The sequence below is a fragment of the Micromonospora arida genome, from assembly GCF_003857035.1.
Classification (GTDB): domain Bacteria; phylum Actinomycetota; class Actinomycetes; order Mycobacteriales; family Micromonosporaceae; genus Micromonospora; species Micromonospora arida.
The window spans coordinates 92,366-109,038 of record NZ_QGSY01000230.1 but is presented as its reverse complement, the minus strand read 5'-3'; the positions used below and the strand labels follow the sequence as shown (position 1 = coordinate 109,038).

The 16,673-nt window shown below is 72.3% G+C and carries 17 protein-coding genes; 11 read left to right on the top strand and 6 right to left on the bottom strand.

Features of this window, described 5'->3' with window-relative positions:
- Positions 1 to 18: 18 nt before the first annotated feature.
- From DLJ58_RS23300 to DLJ58_RS23285, 4 genes are read right to left on the bottom strand one after another with little or no spacing between them, the layout of a single operon-like run.
- Entirely contained in the window at positions 19 to 2,106 is a 2,088-nt protein-coding gene (locus tag DLJ58_RS23300) for an alpha-galactosidase (protein WP_124859252.1), read from the bottom strand.
- Positions 2,103 to 2,924: a carbohydrate ABC transporter permease gene (locus DLJ58_RS23295; protein ID WP_124859250.1), complete on the bottom strand. Its 822-nt coding sequence runs from the start codon at positions 2,922 to 2,924 to the stop codon at positions 2,103 to 2,105. The genes DLJ58_RS23300 and DLJ58_RS23295 overlap by 4 nt, the downstream gene beginning before the upstream one ends.
- Positions 2,921 to 3,841, bottom strand: coding sequence for a carbohydrate ABC transporter permease (locus tag DLJ58_RS23290; RefSeq protein ID WP_124859248.1), 921 nt, complete (start codon positions 3,839 to 3,841; stop codon positions 2,921 to 2,923). The genes DLJ58_RS23295 and DLJ58_RS23290 overlap by 4 nt, the downstream gene beginning before the upstream one ends.
- Position 3,842: 1 nt before the next feature.
- A complete protein-coding gene (locus DLJ58_RS23285; protein ID WP_124859246.1) occupies positions 3,843 to 5,138 on the bottom strand; it encodes an ABC transporter substrate-binding protein in 1,296 nt (431 codons plus the stop codon).
- 159 nt (positions 5,139 to 5,297) lie between these two features.
- Between DLJ58_RS23285 and DLJ58_RS23280 the strand changes: the two genes are divergently transcribed.
- The 8 genes from DLJ58_RS23280 (at position 5,298) to DLJ58_RS23245 (ending at position 12,440) form a co-directional block, all read left to right on the top strand.
- Positions 5,298 to 6,044, top strand: a complete 747-nt coding sequence (locus tag DLJ58_RS23280) for an SDR family NAD(P)-dependent oxidoreductase (RefSeq protein WP_124859244.1) — start codon at positions 5,298 to 5,300, stop codon at positions 6,042 to 6,044.
- A gap of 35 nt (positions 6,045 to 6,079) precedes the next feature.
- The gene (locus tag DLJ58_RS23275) at positions 6,080 to 6,790 is read left to right on the top strand and encodes a FadR/GntR family transcriptional regulator (RefSeq protein WP_124859242.1); all 711 of its coding nucleotides are present in this window, start codon (positions 6,080 to 6,082) and stop codon (positions 6,788 to 6,790) included.
- Complete coding sequence (gene dgoD / locus DLJ58_RS23270) at positions 6,787 to 7,932, top strand: galactonate dehydratase (RefSeq protein ID WP_124859240.1); 1,146 nt, start codon at positions 6,787 to 6,789, stop codon at positions 7,930 to 7,932. Before DLJ58_RS23275 ends, dgoD begins: the two co-directional genes overlap by 4 nt.
- Complete coding sequence (locus DLJ58_RS23265; protein WP_124859238.1) at positions 7,926 to 8,765, top strand: hypothetical protein; 840 nt, start codon at positions 7,926 to 7,928, stop codon at positions 8,763 to 8,765. The genes dgoD and DLJ58_RS23265 overlap by 7 nt, the downstream gene beginning before the upstream one ends.
- A gap of 10 nt (positions 8,766 to 8,775) precedes the next feature.
- Positions 8,776 to 9,396: a bifunctional 4-hydroxy-2-oxoglutarate aldolase/2-dehydro-3-deoxy-phosphogluconate aldolase gene (locus tag DLJ58_RS23260; protein WP_124859236.1), complete on the top strand. Its 621-nt coding sequence runs from the start codon at positions 8,776 to 8,778 to the stop codon at positions 9,394 to 9,396.
- The gene (locus DLJ58_RS23255) at positions 9,393 to 10,334 is read left to right on the top strand and encodes a sugar kinase (RefSeq protein ID WP_124859234.1); all 942 of its coding nucleotides are present in this window, start codon (positions 9,393 to 9,395) and stop codon (positions 10,332 to 10,334) included. The genes DLJ58_RS23260 and DLJ58_RS23255 overlap by 4 nt, the downstream gene beginning before the upstream one ends.
- 20 nt (positions 10,335 to 10,354) lie before the next feature.
- Positions 10,355 to 11,236 carry an SMP-30/gluconolactonase/LRE family protein gene (locus DLJ58_RS23250; protein ID WP_124859232.1) on the top strand — a complete coding sequence of 294 codons (882 nt, stop codon included), beginning with the start codon at positions 10,355 to 10,357 and terminating at the stop codon, positions 11,234 to 11,236.
- Positions 11,237 to 11,336: 100 nt separating this feature from the next.
- Positions 11,337 to 12,440 carry an L-dopachrome tautomerase-related protein gene (locus DLJ58_RS23245; protein WP_124859230.1) on the top strand — a complete coding sequence of 368 codons (1,104 nt, stop codon included), beginning with the start codon at positions 11,337 to 11,339 and terminating at the stop codon, positions 12,438 to 12,440.
- Between the two features lie 17 nt (positions 12,441 to 12,457).
- On the opposite strand, the gene DLJ58_RS23240 is transcribed toward DLJ58_RS23245, so the two are convergent.
- The gene (locus tag DLJ58_RS23240) at positions 12,458 to 13,213 is read right to left on the bottom strand and encodes a dienelactone hydrolase family protein (RefSeq protein WP_124859228.1); all 756 of its coding nucleotides are present in this window, start codon (positions 13,211 to 13,213) and stop codon (positions 12,458 to 12,460) included.
- Between the two features lie 162 nt (positions 13,214 to 13,375).
- Here DLJ58_RS23240 and DLJ58_RS23235 point away from each other — a divergent pair, with 162 nt between their 5' ends.
- From DLJ58_RS23235 to DLJ58_RS34300, 3 genes are read left to right on the top strand one after another with little or no spacing between them, the layout of a single operon-like run.
- Entirely contained in the window at positions 13,376 to 13,786 is a 411-nt protein-coding gene (locus DLJ58_RS23235) for a hypothetical protein (protein WP_124859226.1), read from the top strand.
- Positions 13,783 to 14,286: a universal stress protein gene (locus DLJ58_RS23230; protein ID WP_124859224.1), complete on the top strand. Its 504-nt coding sequence runs from the start codon at positions 13,783 to 13,785 to the stop codon at positions 14,284 to 14,286. Before DLJ58_RS23235 ends, DLJ58_RS23230 begins: the two co-directional genes overlap by 4 nt.
- Before the next feature lie 40 nt (positions 14,287 to 14,326).
- Complete coding sequence (locus DLJ58_RS34300; protein ID WP_208741282.1) at positions 14,327 to 14,710, top strand: SAV_915 family protein; 384 nt, start codon at positions 14,327 to 14,329, stop codon at positions 14,708 to 14,710.
- On the opposite strand, the gene DLJ58_RS23220 is transcribed toward DLJ58_RS34300, so the two are convergent.
- Positions 14,611 to 16,626, bottom strand: a complete 2,016-nt coding sequence (locus tag DLJ58_RS23220) for an FAD-dependent oxidoreductase (RefSeq protein ID WP_244219090.1) — start codon at positions 16,624 to 16,626, stop codon at positions 14,611 to 14,613. The two genes, DLJ58_RS34300 and DLJ58_RS23220, sit on opposite strands and share 100 nt — an antisense overlap.
- Positions 16,627 to 16,673 lie beyond the last annotated feature (47 nt).

Below are 16,673 nucleotides of genomic sequence, written 5' to 3'. Positions count from 1 at the left end.
GGTGGTGGTGCTCCGATCTCAGCCGCGGGTCAGCACGATGAGGTCGGCGTCGTGGGTCGCGCTCCACTGCACGGGCAGGCCGACGGTGACGAGGTGGCTGCCGGAGTAGTGCCGATCGCCGTGCGAGTAACGGCCAGTCGGGTCGAGGCCGCGCAGGGGCAACCGGACCGGACGGGACGGAAGCAGCCCGGCGCCGTCGAGCCGGCCGGTGTGCCAGGCCAGGACGACCACCTGGTTCTCGTCCGGCGCGGTGTACTGCACCGCACAGCGGGCCTGGTCGGGGCCACCGATCAGGTGCACCTCGCCGTGCGTGACGACGTCCCGGATCTCCTTGTAGCGGGCGATCCAGCCGGCCGCCTCGGCCCGCTCGGCGGCGGTCCACGCCCGGATGTCCGCACCGATGCCGAGCACACCGGCCATCGCCAGGACGAATCGGAACGCCAGCGACCGGGGGCGGGGGTCGAACAAGCCGGGCGCGTCGGTGACCCAGGAGCTGAGCAGGTGTGGGGCGTTGGCGTGCAGGAAGCCGTACTGGATGGCCAGCCGGTCCAGCGGGCCGGTGTTGTCGCTGGGCCAGAAGACGTCGGCCCGGGCGGCCATCGCCAGGTCGGTCCGCGCGCCCCCGCCGGCGCACGCCTCGATCAGCACACCGGGATGGTCCCGGCGCAACCGCTCGTAGATCCGGTGCAGGTTGGCGACGTGCGCGCCGTCCAGGTCGAGCGGGCCCACCCCGCCGGACCGACCCGGTTCGGTACGCGGCCGGTTGAAGTCCCACTTCAGGTAGTCGATGTCGTACCGGCGCAGCAGGCCGTCGACGGTGGAGTGGACGAACTCGGCGACCTCCGGCCGGCCCAGGTCGAGCAGGTACTGGTTGCGGACCGGGGTGAGTGGTCGGCCGTCGACGGAGTAGACCCAGTCCGGGTGCTCGGCGTACAGGGACGACTTCGGGTTGACGCATTCCGGCTCGACCCAGAGCCCGAAGTTCAGCCCGAGGGCGCGGACGTCGGCGATGAAGGTGTCGAACCCGGCCGGGAACTTCGCCGGGTCTGGCGTCCAGTCGCCCAGCCCGGCGGTGTCGTCGTCGCGGCCCACGAACCAGCCGTCGTCCACGACGAACGTCTCCACGCCCAGCTCGGCGGCGATCCGGGCGAGCGCGAGCTGACTCTGCGCCTCGACGGCGAAGTAGGTCGCCTCCCAGGAGTTGTAGAGCACCGGGCGAGGGCTGAGCCGGTCGGCGGCCAGCAACCGCTGGTGGGTGTGCCAGACCCGGGCCAGCCCGTCCAGGCCGTCCGGGCTGTACGCGCCGGTGGCCGCCGGCAGGGCCAACCGCTCGCCCGCGGCCAGTTCCAGCGGGCCGTCGACCAGCTGACGGCCGACCCGGACCCGGGTCAGGCCGCCGGTGTCCCGCTCTGCGCTGATCTCCCACGAGCCGGTCCACGCCAGCGCGATCCCCCAGGCCGGGCCGGCCGGCTCGGCGGTGTCGCGCACGGCCAGCCAGGGCACGTGCAGATGCCCGGGTACGCCCTGGGAACTGCCGATGCCGAACGCGCCGTGGCCCAGCTCGACGTGGGACAGCTGGAACTCCTGCTCCCACTGGCCCCACTGGTGGCTGAGCAGCGCGCCGTGCGGCGTCGGTACGCAGAACCCGCCCGATCCGGCCCGGACGACCCGCAGCGCGTCGGTGCCGTCGTTGGCCAGCTCGACCCACCGCTGCACCACGTCGGTGCCGGCGGGCACCCGGTAGTGCACTGTGGCGCGCAGCCCGGTGACCGGGTCGGCGAAGTCGACGGCCAACTGCCGCTGGTCGGCGTCGATACGCGCGTCGGTGTGCACGAAGCCCACCCGGCGCTGCCCGTTCGAAGTCTCGATCACCAGGTCCGCGCCGGTGAACGGGCGGTCGGCGTCGGTGGCGTACTCGATGGGGGCCGCGTCGCCGGCGGTGAGGAACGGGACCGGACCGTCGTAGGCGACCGGCGAGGGCCCGTCGGAGACGCCGTGCGGCCCCCACGCGACAAGTTCCAGCCAGCGACCGTGCGCGGGCACCGCCACGGTGTACTCGGTGTGCGTGCCCCGCAGCGTCCAGCGCTGCCCGGTCTCGGCGGTCACTTGACCGCTCCGAGCGCCAGGCCGGAGACGAAGTGCCGCTGGAAGCGGAGGAACACCGCGACGGTGGGCACGGCCGCGATGACCGTACCGGCGGCGATGACGTTCCAGGACGAGACGAACTGGCCCTGAAGGGCGAGCAGCGCCGGGGTGACCGGCATGTTGTCATCGGTACGCAGCACGGTGATCGCCCAGAGCAGGTCGTTGAAGATCCAGGTGAAGGAGAGCGCCCCGAGAGCGGCCAGCGCGGGTCGGGTCAGCGGCAGCATCACCCGGGTGAAGATCTGCGCCGTGCCGGCACCGTCGATGGTGGCCGCCTCCTGGATCTCGCCCGGCAGGTCCCGCATGAAGCCGTGCAGGACGAACGTGTAGAAGCCGAGCCCGAAGCCGACCTGCACCGCGATCAACGCCCAGAGCGTGTCGTACAGGCCGGTCAGCTCGCTGAACTTGGCCACCGGGATGAGCAGGATCTGCGGTGGGAGCAGGTTGCCGGCGAGCATCAGCAGCAGGATCGTGCGCCGCCCGGGGATCCGGAAGCGACTCAGCGCGAACGCGGCCATCGCGGCCAACCCCAGGCTCAGCGCCACCGACGGGACGGTGACCAGCATGCTGTTGATCAGCGCCCGCAGCTCGCCGCCGTCGGTCCACGCCTGCCGGTAGGTGTCCAGTGTGAACGACTGGGGCAGGCTGCCCACGCCGTGCGCGGCGATGTCGTCGAACGACCGGGTGGACATCACCACCACCCAGAGCACCGGGCCCAGCCAGAGGAGCGAGAGCAGGACCATGCCGGTGTGGAAGGCCCCGGTACGGAGCTTGTTCATGACGCTTCCTCCCGGAACGCGCGGACCAGGTAGCCGAGGATGACGGCCAGCGCGAGCACGAAGATCACTACAGCGATCGCCGAGGCGTAGCCCAGCCGCAGGCTCTGGAACGCGGTCGAGTACATGTAGGTGCTGAGCAGCTCCGACGAGTGGTACGGCCCGCCCTTGGTCAGCGACCAGACGATGTCGAACGAGCGCAGCGAGTCGATCACGATGACCGACAGCACCACGGCGTTGACCCCCTTGAGCTGGGGAATCGTGACGTGTCGTAGCCGCTGCCAGGCGTTGGCGCCGTCCATCCGGGCCGCCTCGTGCAGCGCCGGGTCGATCGCCTTCAACCCGGCCAGGAACAGCACCATCACGTACCCGATCTGCCGCCACAGCGCGGGCAGGATCACCGCGTACAGGGCGGTCTGCGGGTCGGCGAGCCAGGGCCGGATCAGCTGCTCCAGGCCGACCGCCCGCAGCAGCGTGTCGGCGATGCCGTCGGGCTGGTAGAAGACCCGCCAGACCAGCGCGGTCACCACCAGCGAGAACACCACAGGGGTGAACAGCGCGGCCCGGTAGAAGCCGACGAAGCGCCGCTCCTTCTGCAGGACGAGCGCCATGCCGAAGCCACCCAGCACGGAGAGGCCGCCGAAGAGCACCAGCCAGATCACCGTGTTGACCAGCGCACCCCGGAAGGTGGCGTCGCCGGCCAGCTCGACGTAGTTGTCGGTGCCGACGAAGGTCGGCGGTGTCATCCCGTCCCAGCGGGTGAGGGAGAACCAGAAGCCCTGGATCGCCGGCCAGAAGACCCAGACGCTCTCGACCGCGAACGGCACGAGGACGAACGCCACCAGCAGCGGCGACAGTCGAGCCGACCGTCGCCGCCGCCGGGTGGGGGTGACCGAAGTCGTGGAGATCGTTGCTGTCACGTCAGCCCTTGAAGACCTTCTCGGCGCCGGCCTGCCACTCCCGCAGGATCGCGTCGATCTGGTCCGGCTTGTCGATGAACTTGGTCAGCGCGGTGTCCGCGGTCGGCTGAAGCGCGTCACTGGAGTCGCGGTTGAAGAACTGGGTCAGCTCCTTGGCCTCGTTCAGCATCGCCTTGCCCTTGACCACCAGCGGCGAGTCCGACGCCTTGGCCCTGGGGTTGGCCGGCAGCACGATGCCGGAGCTGGCCTTGACGTACGCCTCCTGGGCCTCGACCCCGGCCAGGTAGCTGAGCAGGGCCTTGGTGCCGGTCGGGTTGGCGGTCTTCGCGCTGGCGAAGAAGCCGTCGGTCGGCGCCTCCTCGGCCAGCGGCACCGCCGGGTCGATGATCGGGAACCGGAAGAAGTCCAGGTCGCCGAGCGCGTCCTTGGGCGCGGCGTCGGCGAAGAAGGTGCCGATCAGGAACATGCCGGTCTTGCCGGCCAGCAGCGCGGTGGTCGCCTCCTGGAACGGGTACGCCTTGCCCTTGGGGTCGAAATAGGGCAGGGCCTCGCGCCAGCGGGTGAAGACCGCCTTGACCTTCGGGTCGTCGAAGCGCTGCTTGCCGGCGAGCAGCTCGCGGTGGAACGGCGCGCCGTTGATCCGGATGTTCAGGTAGTCGAACCAGGCCGAGGCCACCCACGGGGTGTCGCCGAGGCCGATGCCGATCGGCGGGACGCCCTTGCTCTTCAGCGTCTCGCAGAGCGCCAGGAACTCGGTCCACGTCTTCGGCTCCTGCACGCCCCACTTGGCGAAGTTGGACTTGCGGTAGAAGAAGCCCCACCAGTAGTTGTTCATCGGCACGAAGATCTGCTTGCCGCTGGCGTCGGTGGAGAGGGTGCGCAGCGACTGGGGGTAGTCGTCCAGTGACTTCCACACCTCGGAGACGTCCAGCAGCAGGTTCTTGCTGGCGTAGTCGTTGGCGACCGAGCCCGCGTACCAGGTGTAGAGGTCCGGCGGGTTGGCCGAGGTCAGGTAGGTCGGCAGCTGGGTCCGGAAGGTCTCCGAGGCGATCGTGTTGAGGCTCGCCGTGCCCTTGCCCTGCGCGTTGAAGGTCTCGATCAGCTTCTCCATCGCCGCCTTGGCCTGCGGCGAGGAGAGGTTGGACTGGATGGTGACCGCGCCCGAGCCGTTGCTCGTGGTCGGCCCGCTGGCGGAGCTGGCGCACGCGCTGAGGAACGAGCTGGCGCCGAGCGCGCCCAGTCCGGCGAGCCCAAGGTGGCCAAGGAATCGCCGGCGACCGGGGTCGAAGTCGCTCACGGAGGTATCCCTTCCTTTACGACACTCAGCGTCACCACGCGATGTGTCGTCCATGTGAATGCTGTGACGAGAAGGTTGCATCGGCCGTCGCCGGCTGTCAAGATATCTTCGTAATTAATGATTAGACGAGTCCAAGGCGAGGGTCAGGTGGATCAGCCTATGCGTCGGCTTGAGGGCAAGAACGCGCTGGTCACCGGTGCGATGGGTGGGATCGGCGCGGCCATCGCCCGGCGACTCGCCGCCGAGGGGGCAGCGGTCGCGCTGCTCGACGTGGCCGACCCGGCCCCACTGGCCGAGGAACTGACCGCGCGGGGCGACCGCGCACTGTCCGTAGTGGGCGATGTCAGCGACGAGGCCGACTGGACGGCCGCCGTGAGCGCCGTACGGGACCGCCTCGGCCCGGTCGACATCCTGGTCAGCACCGCGTACGCCGTGCGGGTCGCCCCGGCGCACGAGACCAGCCGGCAGTCCTGGGACCACCAGCTCGGCGTCAGCCTCACCGGCTCGTTCCTCGGCGTCCGCGCCTGCCTGGACGACCTGCGGGCACGCTCGGGCGCGGTGGTGCTGATCTCCTCGGTGCACGCGCTGGTCGGGTTGCCCGGCCGGCCCGCGTACGCCGCGGCCAAGGGCGGCCTGGTCGCGCTCGGCCGCCAACTCGCCGTCGAGTACGGCCCGCAGGTGCGGGTCAACACCGTGCTGCCCGGGCCGATCCTCACCGCCGCCTGGGCAGACGTGTCCGAAGAGGACCGCCGTCGCAGCATCGCGGAGACCGTCGCGAAGCGCTTCGGCACACCGGACGAGGTGGCCGCCACGGTCGCCTTCCTCGCCTCGCCGGACGCCGCCTACGTCACCGGCGCGAGCCTCGTGGTGGACGGTGGCTGGACAGCGGTGAAAGCCTCGGCCTGAGAGATCGATACCGACCAGCGAAAAGGCCAGGAGCATTGGCACAGTACGCACGCCGCGGCGTCCACGGGCAGACCGTCGAAGCGATCGCCCGTCGCATCCTCACCGGCGAGATCGCCGCCGGCGCGACCCTGAACATCGTCGCGTTGCAGGAGGAGTTCGACGTCAGCCTCACGGCGCTCCGCGAGGCGCTGAAGGTCCTCTCGGCCAAGGGCATCGTCGACGCCCGACAGAAGCGCGGCACCTTCGTCCGACCCCGTGCGGACTGGAACCTGCTCGACGGTGACGTGATCCGCTGGCAGTTCGCCGAGGGCACCGACCAGCGGTTGCTCGACCAACTGCACGAGGTGCGCGCCATCATCGAACCGGCCGCCGCACGGCTGGCCGCCACCCGCGCCACCGAGGACGACCTGACCGCCCTCGACCAGGCGCTGGCCGAAATGGCCCAGGCCAACGGCGATCCCGCCGCCGCCATCGCCGCCGACCTCGCCTTCCACCGAGCGCTGCTCACCGCCACCCACAACGAACTGCTGGAGCGGATGGAGGTGGTGATGGAGACCGGGCTCGCCGAACGGGACCGGCTGGTGCACGGTGGCAGCCCGCACGACGACCCGGTGCCCAGCCACCGCGCGGTGGTCGACGCACTGCGCGACCGGGACGAGACGGCGGCCGAGACCGCGATGCGTCAGTTGCTGGACAAGGCCGTCCGCGACGTCGAGAAGGCACGGGGACGAAGGGGCAGTCAGTGAAGATCGAGCGGATCGAGACCTTCCTGGTCGCGCCACGGTGGTTGTTCTGCCGGGTGGAGACCGACGACGGGTTGGTCGGGTGGGGTGAGCCGGTGGTCGAGGGCCGCGCCGAGGTGGTGCGCAGCGCGGTCGAGGTGCTCTCCGAACATCTGATCGGTGCGGACCCCCTGCGCATCGAGCAGCACTGGCAGGTGCTCACCAAGGGCGGCTTCTACCGGGGCGGCCCGATCCTCTCCAGCGCGGTCGCCGGTCTCGACCAGGCGCTCTGGGACATCGCCGGGCAGGCGTACGGCGCGCCGGTGCACGCGCTGCTCGGCGGGCACGTACGCGACCGGGTGCGGATCTACTCGTGGATCGGCGGTGACGAACCCGGCGAGGTGGCCGACGCCGCCGCCGCGCAGGTCGCCGCCGGCCTCACCGGGGTCAAGATGAACGCCTGCGGGCGGCTCTCGCCGATCCCCACCCCGGCCGAAGTGGACGCGGTCATCGGCCGGGTGGCCGCCGCCCGCGAGGTGCTCGGCCCCGACCGGGACATCGCCGTGGACTTCCACGGTCGCGCCGGAATGGCCGCCGTCCGCCGGATCCTGCCCGAGCTGGCCGCCCTGCGCCCGTTCTTCGTGGAGGAGCCGGTCCTGCCCGATCAGGCTCACCACCTGCGCGACATCGTCGCCAGCACGTCGATCCCGGTGGCCACCGGCGAACGGCTCTACGGTCGGTCCGAGTTCCTCGGCCCGTTGCAGGCCGGGGTCGCCGTGGTCCAACCGGACCTGTCGCACGCCGGTGGGATCTCCGAGGTCCGCCGGATCGCCGCGCTGGCCGAGACGTACGGCGCGCTGCTCGCCCCGCACTGCCCGCTCGGCCCGATCTCCCTGGCGGCCAGCCTCCAGGTGGCCTTCGCGACGCCGAACTTCCTGATCCAGGAGCAGAGCATCGGCATCCACTACAACGCCGGCTCGGAGTTGCTGGACTACCTGGTCGACCCGGAGCCGTTCCGATTCGTGGACGGGCACATCGCCCGCCTCGACCGGCCCGGCCTGGGCATCACTGTCGACGAGGTGGCGGTCCGCAAGGCCGCCCAGACCCCACACGCCTGGCGCAACCCGGTCTGGCAGCACGCCGACGGGTCCTTCGCCGAGTGGTGACCGGCGCGCGGCCGGTGGCCCTGCGGGTGGCGTACGACGCGGCGCACGGCGGTCGGTGGACGAGTCTGCGCGGTGGCGGCCGGGAGTGGCTCTGGCGTGGCCCTGCACCCGGCCGGCACGAGGTATGCCCCGACGACGCGTTCGTCGACGCCGGTGGGCTGGAGGAGTGCCTGCCCACAGTGCGCGGCGAGCCCGACCACGGCGAGGTGTGGTCGCGGCAGTGGCGCAGCGGCGGCCCCGGCACCGCTGTCATCGAGCGGCCGACGTTCACGCTGAGCCGGCGGATCACCGACTCCGGCGGCGTGGTGGTGGCCGACTACCTGTTGGCCGCCGACCCCGGGTACCGGTTCGTCTGGGCCGCGCACGCCCTGCTCGACCTCTCCACCGCCGCGCGCCTCGACGCGCCCACCGGCACCCCGACCCGGCTGCACCCGGAAGCCGCCGCGCTCCTGCCACCGGGCAGCTGGCCCATCGGCGACCCGTGGTTGACCGGGCCGTGGCCGGCCCCGGCCGGGCTGACCCTGGACATGTTCGGGCCGGACGACGGGACCGCGCTCGGCGCGGTGCTGCTCGACTGCGCCCGGGTGCAGGTGATCGACGGCCCCGACCGGCTGACTCTGGAGCTGGAGTGCGCCGGCCAGCCCCGGAGCACCGCGCTCTGGCGCAACCTGGGCGGCTGGCCGGCGGACGGCCCCTACCGCAGCATCGGGATCGAACCGATGCTCGGCGCTGCCTTCGACCTGGCCGACGCCGGCCCCTCCGACGCGGCGGTCGTCCCGCCCACCGGAGAGGTCACCTGGCGACTCACCATCTCCGCCCACCGCAACCACTGAGGACACCGTGATGAACCTGCTCGACGAGCTGCGTACCCACCGGCTGTTGGCCATCGTGCGCGGTCCGGACCCGGCCGCCGCCCTGACCGCCGTACTCACACTGGCCGAGAGTGGCGTCGCACTGGTCGAGGTCTCGATGACCAGCGCCGACGCGCTCGGCGTCATCCGCCGCGCCCGGGCCGCCCTCGGACCCGACTTCGCCCTGGGCGCCGGCACCGTGCTCAGCGTCGAGGACGCCCGCGCGGCGGCCGACGCGGGCGCCGGTTTCCTGGTCACCCCGGCCATCGCGGCGAGCCTCGCCGAGGGCGGCCGGCTCGGGCTGCCGGTGCTCGCCGGCGCCCTCACCCCCACCGAGGTGGTGCGGGCCAACGATGGCGGGGCCACCGCGATCAAGCTCTTCCCGGCGTCGCTCGGCGGGCCCGACTACCTCGGCGCGCTGCGCGACCCGTTCCCCGGTACCGCGTTCGTACCGGTCGGTGGTGTCGACGCGGACGGTGCTCGACGCTACCTCGACCGGGGCGCGACAGCGGTCGGCGTCGGTTCCCCTCTGCTCGGTGACGCCGTCCGTGGCGGCGACACGGCGGCGCTGCGCGAGCGATCCGCCGCCTTCCTCGCGGCGGTCCGGCGATGACCGACCTGCTCACGCTCGGTGAGACGATGGCGGCGTTCCGCATCACCGGCCCACTGCGACTGGGCGGTACCGCAGGTATCTCCGTGGCCGGGTCCGAGTCGAACGTGGCGATCGGCATGGCCCGGCTCGGCCACCGGGCGGCCTGGGTCGGTGTCACCGGCGACGACGAGCCCGGCGAGCTGGTTCGCCGTACGCTGCGCGCCGAGGGTGTCGACCTGACCTGGTCCCGGGTCGACGCGACCGCCCCGACCGGGCTGATCGTCTTCGAGAACCGGGTCGCCGACATCAACCGGGTCACCTACCACCGCGCTGGCTCGGCCGGCTCCCGGCTGGGCCCGGCCGACGTGACAGGGGCCTTCGACGCGCCCGGTCCGCCACCCCGGCTGCTGCACGTCACCGGCATCACCTGCGCGCTCGGCGTCGGGCCGTACCAGGCGGTGGTGGAGGGCGTGCGGCGCGCCCGCGTCGCCGGCAGCACGATCTGCCTGGACGTCAACCACCGCAACCGGCTCTGGTCGGTCGCCGAGGCCGCCGCCGCGCTACGCCCGCTGCTGCCCTCGATCGACCTGGTGATCGCCTCCGACGACGAGTTGGCGGTGCTCACCGATGCGACCGACCCGGCCTCGGCGCTACTCTCGGCCGGCGTCACCGAGGTCGTGGTCAAGCACGGTGCCGATGGAGCGACCAGCCACAGTGCGACCGGCACCATCCACCGTCCAGCCCGGACGGTGCCGGTGGTGGACACCGTCGGCGCGGGCGACGCCTTCGTCGCCGGGCTGCTCTCCGGCTGGCTCGACGGCGTCGACGCATCGGCCCGACTGGACCGGGCCGTCACCACCGGCGCGTTCGCGGTCGCCACCCGGGGCGACTGGGAGGGCCTGCCCGACCGGGCCGAGCTGGCGCTGCTCGACCACGGCCCCGGCGGTACGGTCCGCTGACGACCCATTGGAGGAGCACCATGGAGCTGACCGAGCCGACCGTCTGGAGCACCGACCGGCTGGAGTTGGGTGAGGGCCTGCGCTGGGTCGACGACCGGCTGGTCCTCGTCGACCTGCTGGCCGGGCGACTGTTGGAGACCGACGGCGACGCCCCGACCCCGCTGCGGGAGCTACGCCGCCTCGACGTGCCGCTCGGCGCGGTGGCCCCGGTGGCCGACCGACCCGGCGAATGGCTGGCCGCCGCCGGGACCGGCGTCACGGTGCTGCCCGCCACCGGCGACCCTCGCCCGGTCGCCGAGCTGGTCGCCGACGCGCCCGAGCCGACCCGGATGAACGACGCGGTCGCCGACCCGCACGGCCGCTTCTGGGCCGGCAGCATGACGTACGCGATGGTGCCCGGCGGGGGCACGCTGTTCCGCCTCACCCCGGGCGCCGAGCCGGTCCCCGCGGTGACCGGGCTGACCATCCCGAACGGGCCGGCGTTCGACGCGACCGGCACCACCATGTACCTGGCCGACACCCCGCGTGGCGAGATCGACCGGTTCACCGTCGACCCCGCCACCGGTGACCTGCGCGGGCGGGAGCCGTTCCTGCGGTTGTCCCCCTCCGACGGCGGCCCGGACGGCATGACGCTCGACGCGGCCGGCCACCTCTGGATCGCGTTGTGGGGCGGCTCGGCGGTACGTCGCTACCGGCCCGACGGCACCCTCGACCGGGAGATCCGGCTGCCGGCCAAGCAGCCGGCCGGCATCTGCCTGGGCGGCCCCGACCTGCGGCGACTCTTCATCGGCACCGCCCGGGTGGGGCTGGACTCGGCGGGCCCGCAGGACGGCGCGCTGCTCGCGGTGGACGTCCCGGTGCCCGGCCTGCCCGCCGCGCGGGCCGGCGCGCCAACGAGCTGATCGGAGGCATATCGGACGCCCGGGCGGGAACAACCGCACCGAAGCGCCGTAACAGCCGACCGGTAGGGAGCGAGCCGATGAGCACCGTGGGGCGGACGTCATGAACGGGCCGGTCGGCGACGAGCCGATGGGCGAGCTGGAGCTCGTGCACACCTTCACCGGCCCGATGCCGACCGGGGTGAGCGTCTCGCATCGGGGCCGGATCTTCGTCAACTTCCCGAAATGGGGCGACGAGGTGCCGGCCACCGTCGTCGAGCTGCGCGACGGCCGGGAGATGCCCTACCCCGACCAGGCCTGGAACGACCCGTCCGGCGACGACGACGCGGGCGCGTTCGTCTCGGTACAGAGCATCGTGGTGGACCCGGCCGACCGGCTCTGGGTGCTGGACACCGGCAGCCCGATGTTCCAGCCCACCAAGCCGGGCGGCCCCAAGCTGGTCCGGATCGACCTGGACACCGACACCGTCGCCCAGGTGATCACCTTCCCGGCGGACGTGGCGCTGCCGACGACGTACCTCAACGACGTCCGCTTCGACCTGCGGCGGGGCGAGGCGGGGGTCGCCTACATCACCGACTCGGCGGACTCCGGGCCGAACGGGATCATCGTGGTGGACCTGGCCAGCGGGGCCTCCTGGCGGCGGCTGCACGACCACCCGTCCACCAAGGCGGAGCCGCTGACGTCGTTCCGGCCGGTGGTCGAGGGCCGGCCGTTCCTCGAACGGCCGGCCGACGGCCCGCCGAAACCGGTGAGCATGGGCTCCGACGGCATCGCCATCTCCGCCGACGGCGATCGGCTCTACTACTGCCCGCTGGCGTCCCGGCGCCTGCACAGCGTGTCCACCGAGGCGCTGGCCGACCCGGGCGTCACCCAGGAGGCGGTCGCCGCCTCAGTGGTCGACGAGGGCGACCGGGGCACCGCCTCGGACGGGTTGGAGAGCGACGACGCCGGACGGCTCTACCTCACCTCGTACGAGCACAACGCGGTGCTGCGTCGACTGCCCGACGGCGAGTACGAGACGCTGGTGCACGACCCGCGACTGCTCTGGCCGGACACCATGTCGGTGGCCACCGACGGGTACCTCTACGTCACCGCCAACCAACTGCACCGGCAGCCGCAGTACCAGCGGGGCAAGGACCTACGGCGCAAGCCGTACGCGCTGTTCCGCACCCGCATCGACGCCGGCCCGGTGCTGCTGCGCCGCTGACCAGGCCGGCGCGCTCGTCAGCTGACGGGCAGGGTGCGGTCCAGGAGGTCGAACAGGGCGGCCCAGTGCCGCTCGGTGGCCTGCTCGTCGAACATCGGGGTGTCGGCCATGGTGAAGCCGTGGTGCGCGCCCGCGTACACCTCGGAGCGGTAACGCACCCCGGCGGCGTCGAGCGCCTTCTCCAGCGTGGCGATCTGCTCGGGCGTCGCCGACTGGTCGGCGTCGGCGTGCCCGAAGTACACCTCGCCGATGATCGAGGCAACGCCCAGGTGGGGGCTGTCCGGCGCGTCGGTGACGAGGTGCCCGCCGTGGAAGCTGGCGATGGCCGCGATGCGGTCCGGGTGCGCCTCGATGGCCCGTAGCGCGTTCGTGCCGCCCAGGCAGTAGCCGGTGATGGCGACCGGGCCCGGCCGGACGTCGTCGCGGGCGGCCAGGAAGTCGGTGTACGCGGCGGTGTCCCGGCTGATCGCCTCGGGGGTCAGCGCCTGGGCCAGCGGTGCGATCTTCGCGAAGAGCGCGCCGCGCTGGTCGGCCTCACCGAGGCGGGCCAGGTCGAACAGCGGTGCCCGGCCGCCCCGGTAGAACAGGTGGGGCGTCAGCACCAGGTAGCCCCGGGCGGCGATCCGCTCGGCCATCTCGACCAGGCGGGGGCGCGGCCCGAAGGCGTCCATGAAGAGCAGTACCGCCGGGAACGGGCCCTCGCCGTCCGGTCGGGTCAGGCTCGCGTCCGCCACTCCGTCGCTGGTCGGGATGTCCACCGTTGTCGTCAGCACCGTGCCTCCTCGTACGCCGATCTTGGTCCGTTCGGACGTTACTCGCCGTATCTGGGTATCCGGCGGGCAGCCGCGTGAACGCGGCGTCAAGAAATGGCGGTGGCCCGTCGAAACCGCGTATCGACTGGCGCTCCGCCGTCGCTCGGTGGTGACGATGGGTCCATGAGTCCTTGGCGGATGACACGCTGGGAACGCGGTGGACCACCACCCGGCACCGACACGGCCAGCGACCCCGGCGAGCCCGCGACCAGAGCGGAAGAACCGGTACGGCGACACGAGGCGCTGGTCAGCGTCCGGCTCGGCCCGTCCGCGCCCGGCAGCCACCTGGTGGAGTACCTGCGGCACGAGCCGTGCGCAGTCGACGCGTGGTGGATCGCCGCCGACGTCGATGCCGTGGTCCGTCTCTCCGCCGACAGCATCACCGTGTTGCACCGCGCCGTGGCCGACCTGCGCCTGCGCGCCGGGGTGGAGGTGGCGGAGGCCAACTACATCCTCCGCGCGCTCGACCTGACCACGCCGGCCGACCCGCGTACCGGGAAGGACGCCCCGGCGTGGGTGGGGTCCGCCGCATGAACCGCCGCACCGGTGCCCACCGGATCGTGGTGGGAGTCGACCGCTCGTTCGCCGGGATGCAGGCGCTGCGCCGGGCGATGGAACTGGCCCGCCGCGACGGCGCGCAGCTGGACGCCGTCCGCGCCTGGGTCTTCGCGCCGACGTGGCGACCCGGCACCCTGACCTGGCGGTGGCAGGACGAGTGTGACCGGGCGGCCCTGATCTACCTGCGCGGCGTCTTCGACGCGGCGCTCGGTGGCGTGCCCCGGGACGTGACGGTGCGGCTGGTGGCGACCCAGGGATACGCCGGGCAGGTGCTTGTCGACCACGCGCACCGGGAATCCGACCTGCTGGTCGTCGGTAGCCCGGATCGCGGTCGGTTCGGCAGGTCCCGTGGCCACGTCACCCGGTACTGCGTGACCCGTGCGGCAGTACCCGTCGTCACGGTGCCCGCGCCGACCTGGGCGCGCGCCGCGACGATCCGCCGCTTCGCCCGCGACCTCGAACGATTCAGCCGATGACTGTCGCTTCGCGACACGTGTGGAAAGGACCAACCCGACAATGGACGAGGGCCCGATAATCTTCGCCGTTCCGGTGCGCGACCTGCCGGGACGGCTGGTGCGGACAGTGCGGACCGGCCGTTCGCCGCAGGGGCAACGGGTGGGTATCGCCTTCACCCGACCGGAGCTGCTGGTCGCCGCGATGGGCGCGGACCAGCCCTGGGAAGAGCTGTGCGAGTCCGCACTGCGGGGCATGCTGCGCCCGCTCGGAATCGACGTGATCCAGGTCGACCCGCTGCTGGTGGCACCGCCGATCGACCGGGTCGACCCGGCGCCGCGTGTCGCTCAGGCGCGGACGAAGCGGACCGCGTCCGCGACCACGAAGCCGTCGGTGTCCTCGGTTCGGATCAGCACGCTCCCGTCGCTGCCCGCCGTGAAGGGGTAGGTGCCCAGCGCCACCCACTGGCCGCCGGCCTGTCGCTGGTCCACCGTCCTGGTGATCAGCCCACCGGCGTACGCGATGTCCACCGGCACGTTCGTCGCCCGGTTGGAGTGCGCGGTCCAGCGCAGCTGCACCGTCCACGACCCGGCGGTGGGCAGCGTCGGGCGGAACCGCAGCCGGTTGACCCCCTTGCCGACGTTGCCGTCGTGCTCGTAGTCCGGCCCGTAGTAGCCGCCGCTGCTGGTGCTGCGCAACCACGTCCCGGCCCGGGTGATCCCGCTGGTCGACGCGTTGTCCAGGATCACCTCGCTGGTGGAGCCCCACTCCAGCACCGCGCCGTCCTGGCGGAGCCGGGTCTGGAGGGCGGGCACGGAAACGGCCTGCACGGCGAGGTTCCCGGCGAGCGCCAGGGACGCCGCGGTGGCTGCGGCCTGCCCGAGGATCATGAAGACGGGTTCCATCCGGATCGAGCCGTACGCGATGTGACTCGCCGAGAGGCAGACCGGCACCAGCAGGTTGGCGCACTGCGCCTGGTGCGGCACGATCGCGCGATAGCTCACCGGGTACGGCGCCGGCACGCCGATCTGCACGTCCCCCTCGTTGCGCACCTTGCCGTCGACGACCACCCGCTGACAGTTGTGCGAGTCCATCGTGTAGCTGGCCAGGCCCACCGAGTCGGTGGCGCGTACCCGGCCCCGACAGTCGGCCTCGGTCATCACGTACGCGGAGATCATCCGCCGTGCCTCGCGGATGTAGAGCATCGGTGGCCAGCCGCCCGTGCCGGTGAACTCGTCGACCGGCAGCCCCCACCGGGCCGTCGAGTCGCGGACCGACGCCGGCAGTCGGGGGTCGTTGGCCAGGAACCACATCAGCCCCTGCTGGTAGGTGCGGTGCTCGGCGATGATGCTCTCCCGCGTCGCCCAGCTCGCCGTCGGGTACGCGTAGTTGAACCCGATGTTGTCGGTCGACACGGCGCCGTTGTTGTTGGAGTCGGTCTTCCCGCCGCCGACCGAGTGGGTGGTGAAGTACGGCCCGGTGTAGCCGGCCTGGATGTGCCGCAGCAGCAGCTCGTACCGGACCGGGTCGTAACCGGACGGCTTGCCGAACGGGATCCGGTTGGCCGCCTGGGTCAGGCACATCCGGAAGCAGTACGCCTGGATCCGGTCGTCGCCGCTGCCCTGTGGGGCGAGGGGCGTGGCGGAGATGCCCGGTAGCAGCCCGCTGGCGGGCGAGCCGGCCGTCACGTACGGGTCGACGGGGTAGGCGAACTGGTGGGTGTTGCGCGACTGCACCCCGTTGATCGTCTCGCCGTAGGTGTCGTTGGACTCCCGCCCGACGGTGAACCCCACCCCGGCCATGGCCAGCAGATCGCCCTCGTAGGTGGCGTCGACGAACACCCCGCCCCGGTAGATCGACCCGTCCTCGGTGCGCAGCTCGGTGATCCGGTTCCCGGTTCGGCCGAGGCCGGCCAGCCGGGCGTCGACGACCACCGGGACGCCCGCCTCGGCCAGCATCTCGGCGAAGACGTCGGTGGCCACGTGTGGTTCGAAGGTCATCCGCAGCGGCGAGGTCGGCGTGAGGGTTCCGCCGTGGTACCTCACGTACACCCGGCGGTAGAACTCGGCGGCGAGCCCACCGATGGACGCCTGGACGCCGGTGTCGGTGGCGCCCAGCCCGGCGGTGCTCAACCCGCCGACGTGGCCGGTGGGCTCCACCACCACGGCGGTGCGGCCGAGCCGGCGCATGGTGATCGCGGCGGCCAGCCCGCCGGAGGTGGCGCCGTAGACGACCAGGTCGGCGGTGGTGACGGCGGCTCGGGCGGGGGCGGCCCGAAACGGGTCGGTGAGACCGGCCAGGACGAGGCCGGCGCCGCTGGCGACCAGCAGCCGACGACGGGACAGGGGAAGGGGCACGGACACGGCGGGCTCCCGAGGGGTAACCGGTGAAGGGGACGGTTACAGAAGCA

Excerpts from the sequence above, each read along its gene's own strand:
- DLJ58_RS34300 (WP_208741282.1), top strand. The coding sequence starts at position 14,327 with ATGGACGAGGGCCCGATAATCTTCGCCGTTCCGGTGCGCGACCTGCCG.
- DLJ58_RS23230 (WP_124859224.1), top strand. The coding sequence starts at position 13,783 with ATGAACCGCCGCACCGGTGCCCACCGGATCGTGGTGGGAGTCGACCGC.
- DLJ58_RS23250 (WP_124859232.1), top strand. The coding sequence starts at position 10,355 with ATGGAGCTGACCGAGCCGACCGTCTGGAGCACCGACCGGCTGGAGTTG.
- DLJ58_RS23255 (WP_124859234.1), top strand. The coding sequence starts at position 9,393 with ATGACCGACCTGCTCACGCTCGGTGAGACGATGGCGGCGTTCCGCATC.
- DLJ58_RS23245 (WP_124859230.1), top strand. The coding sequence starts at position 11,337 with ATGAACGGGCCGGTCGGCGACGAGCCGATGGGCGAGCTGGAGCTCGTG.
- DLJ58_RS23280 (WP_124859244.1), top strand. The coding sequence starts at position 5,298 with ATGCGTCGGCTTGAGGGCAAGAACGCGCTGGTCACCGGTGCGATGGGT.
- DLJ58_RS23295 (WP_124859250.1), bottom strand. The coding sequence starts at position 2,924 with ATGAACAAGCTCCGTACCGGGGCCTTCCACACCGGCATGGTCCTGCTC.
- DLJ58_RS23235 (WP_124859226.1), top strand. The coding sequence starts at position 13,376 with ATGAGTCCTTGGCGGATGACACGCTGGGAACGCGGTGGACCACCACCC.
- DLJ58_RS23260 (WP_124859236.1), top strand. The coding sequence starts at position 8,776 with ATGAACCTGCTCGACGAGCTGCGTACCCACCGGCTGTTGGCCATCGTG.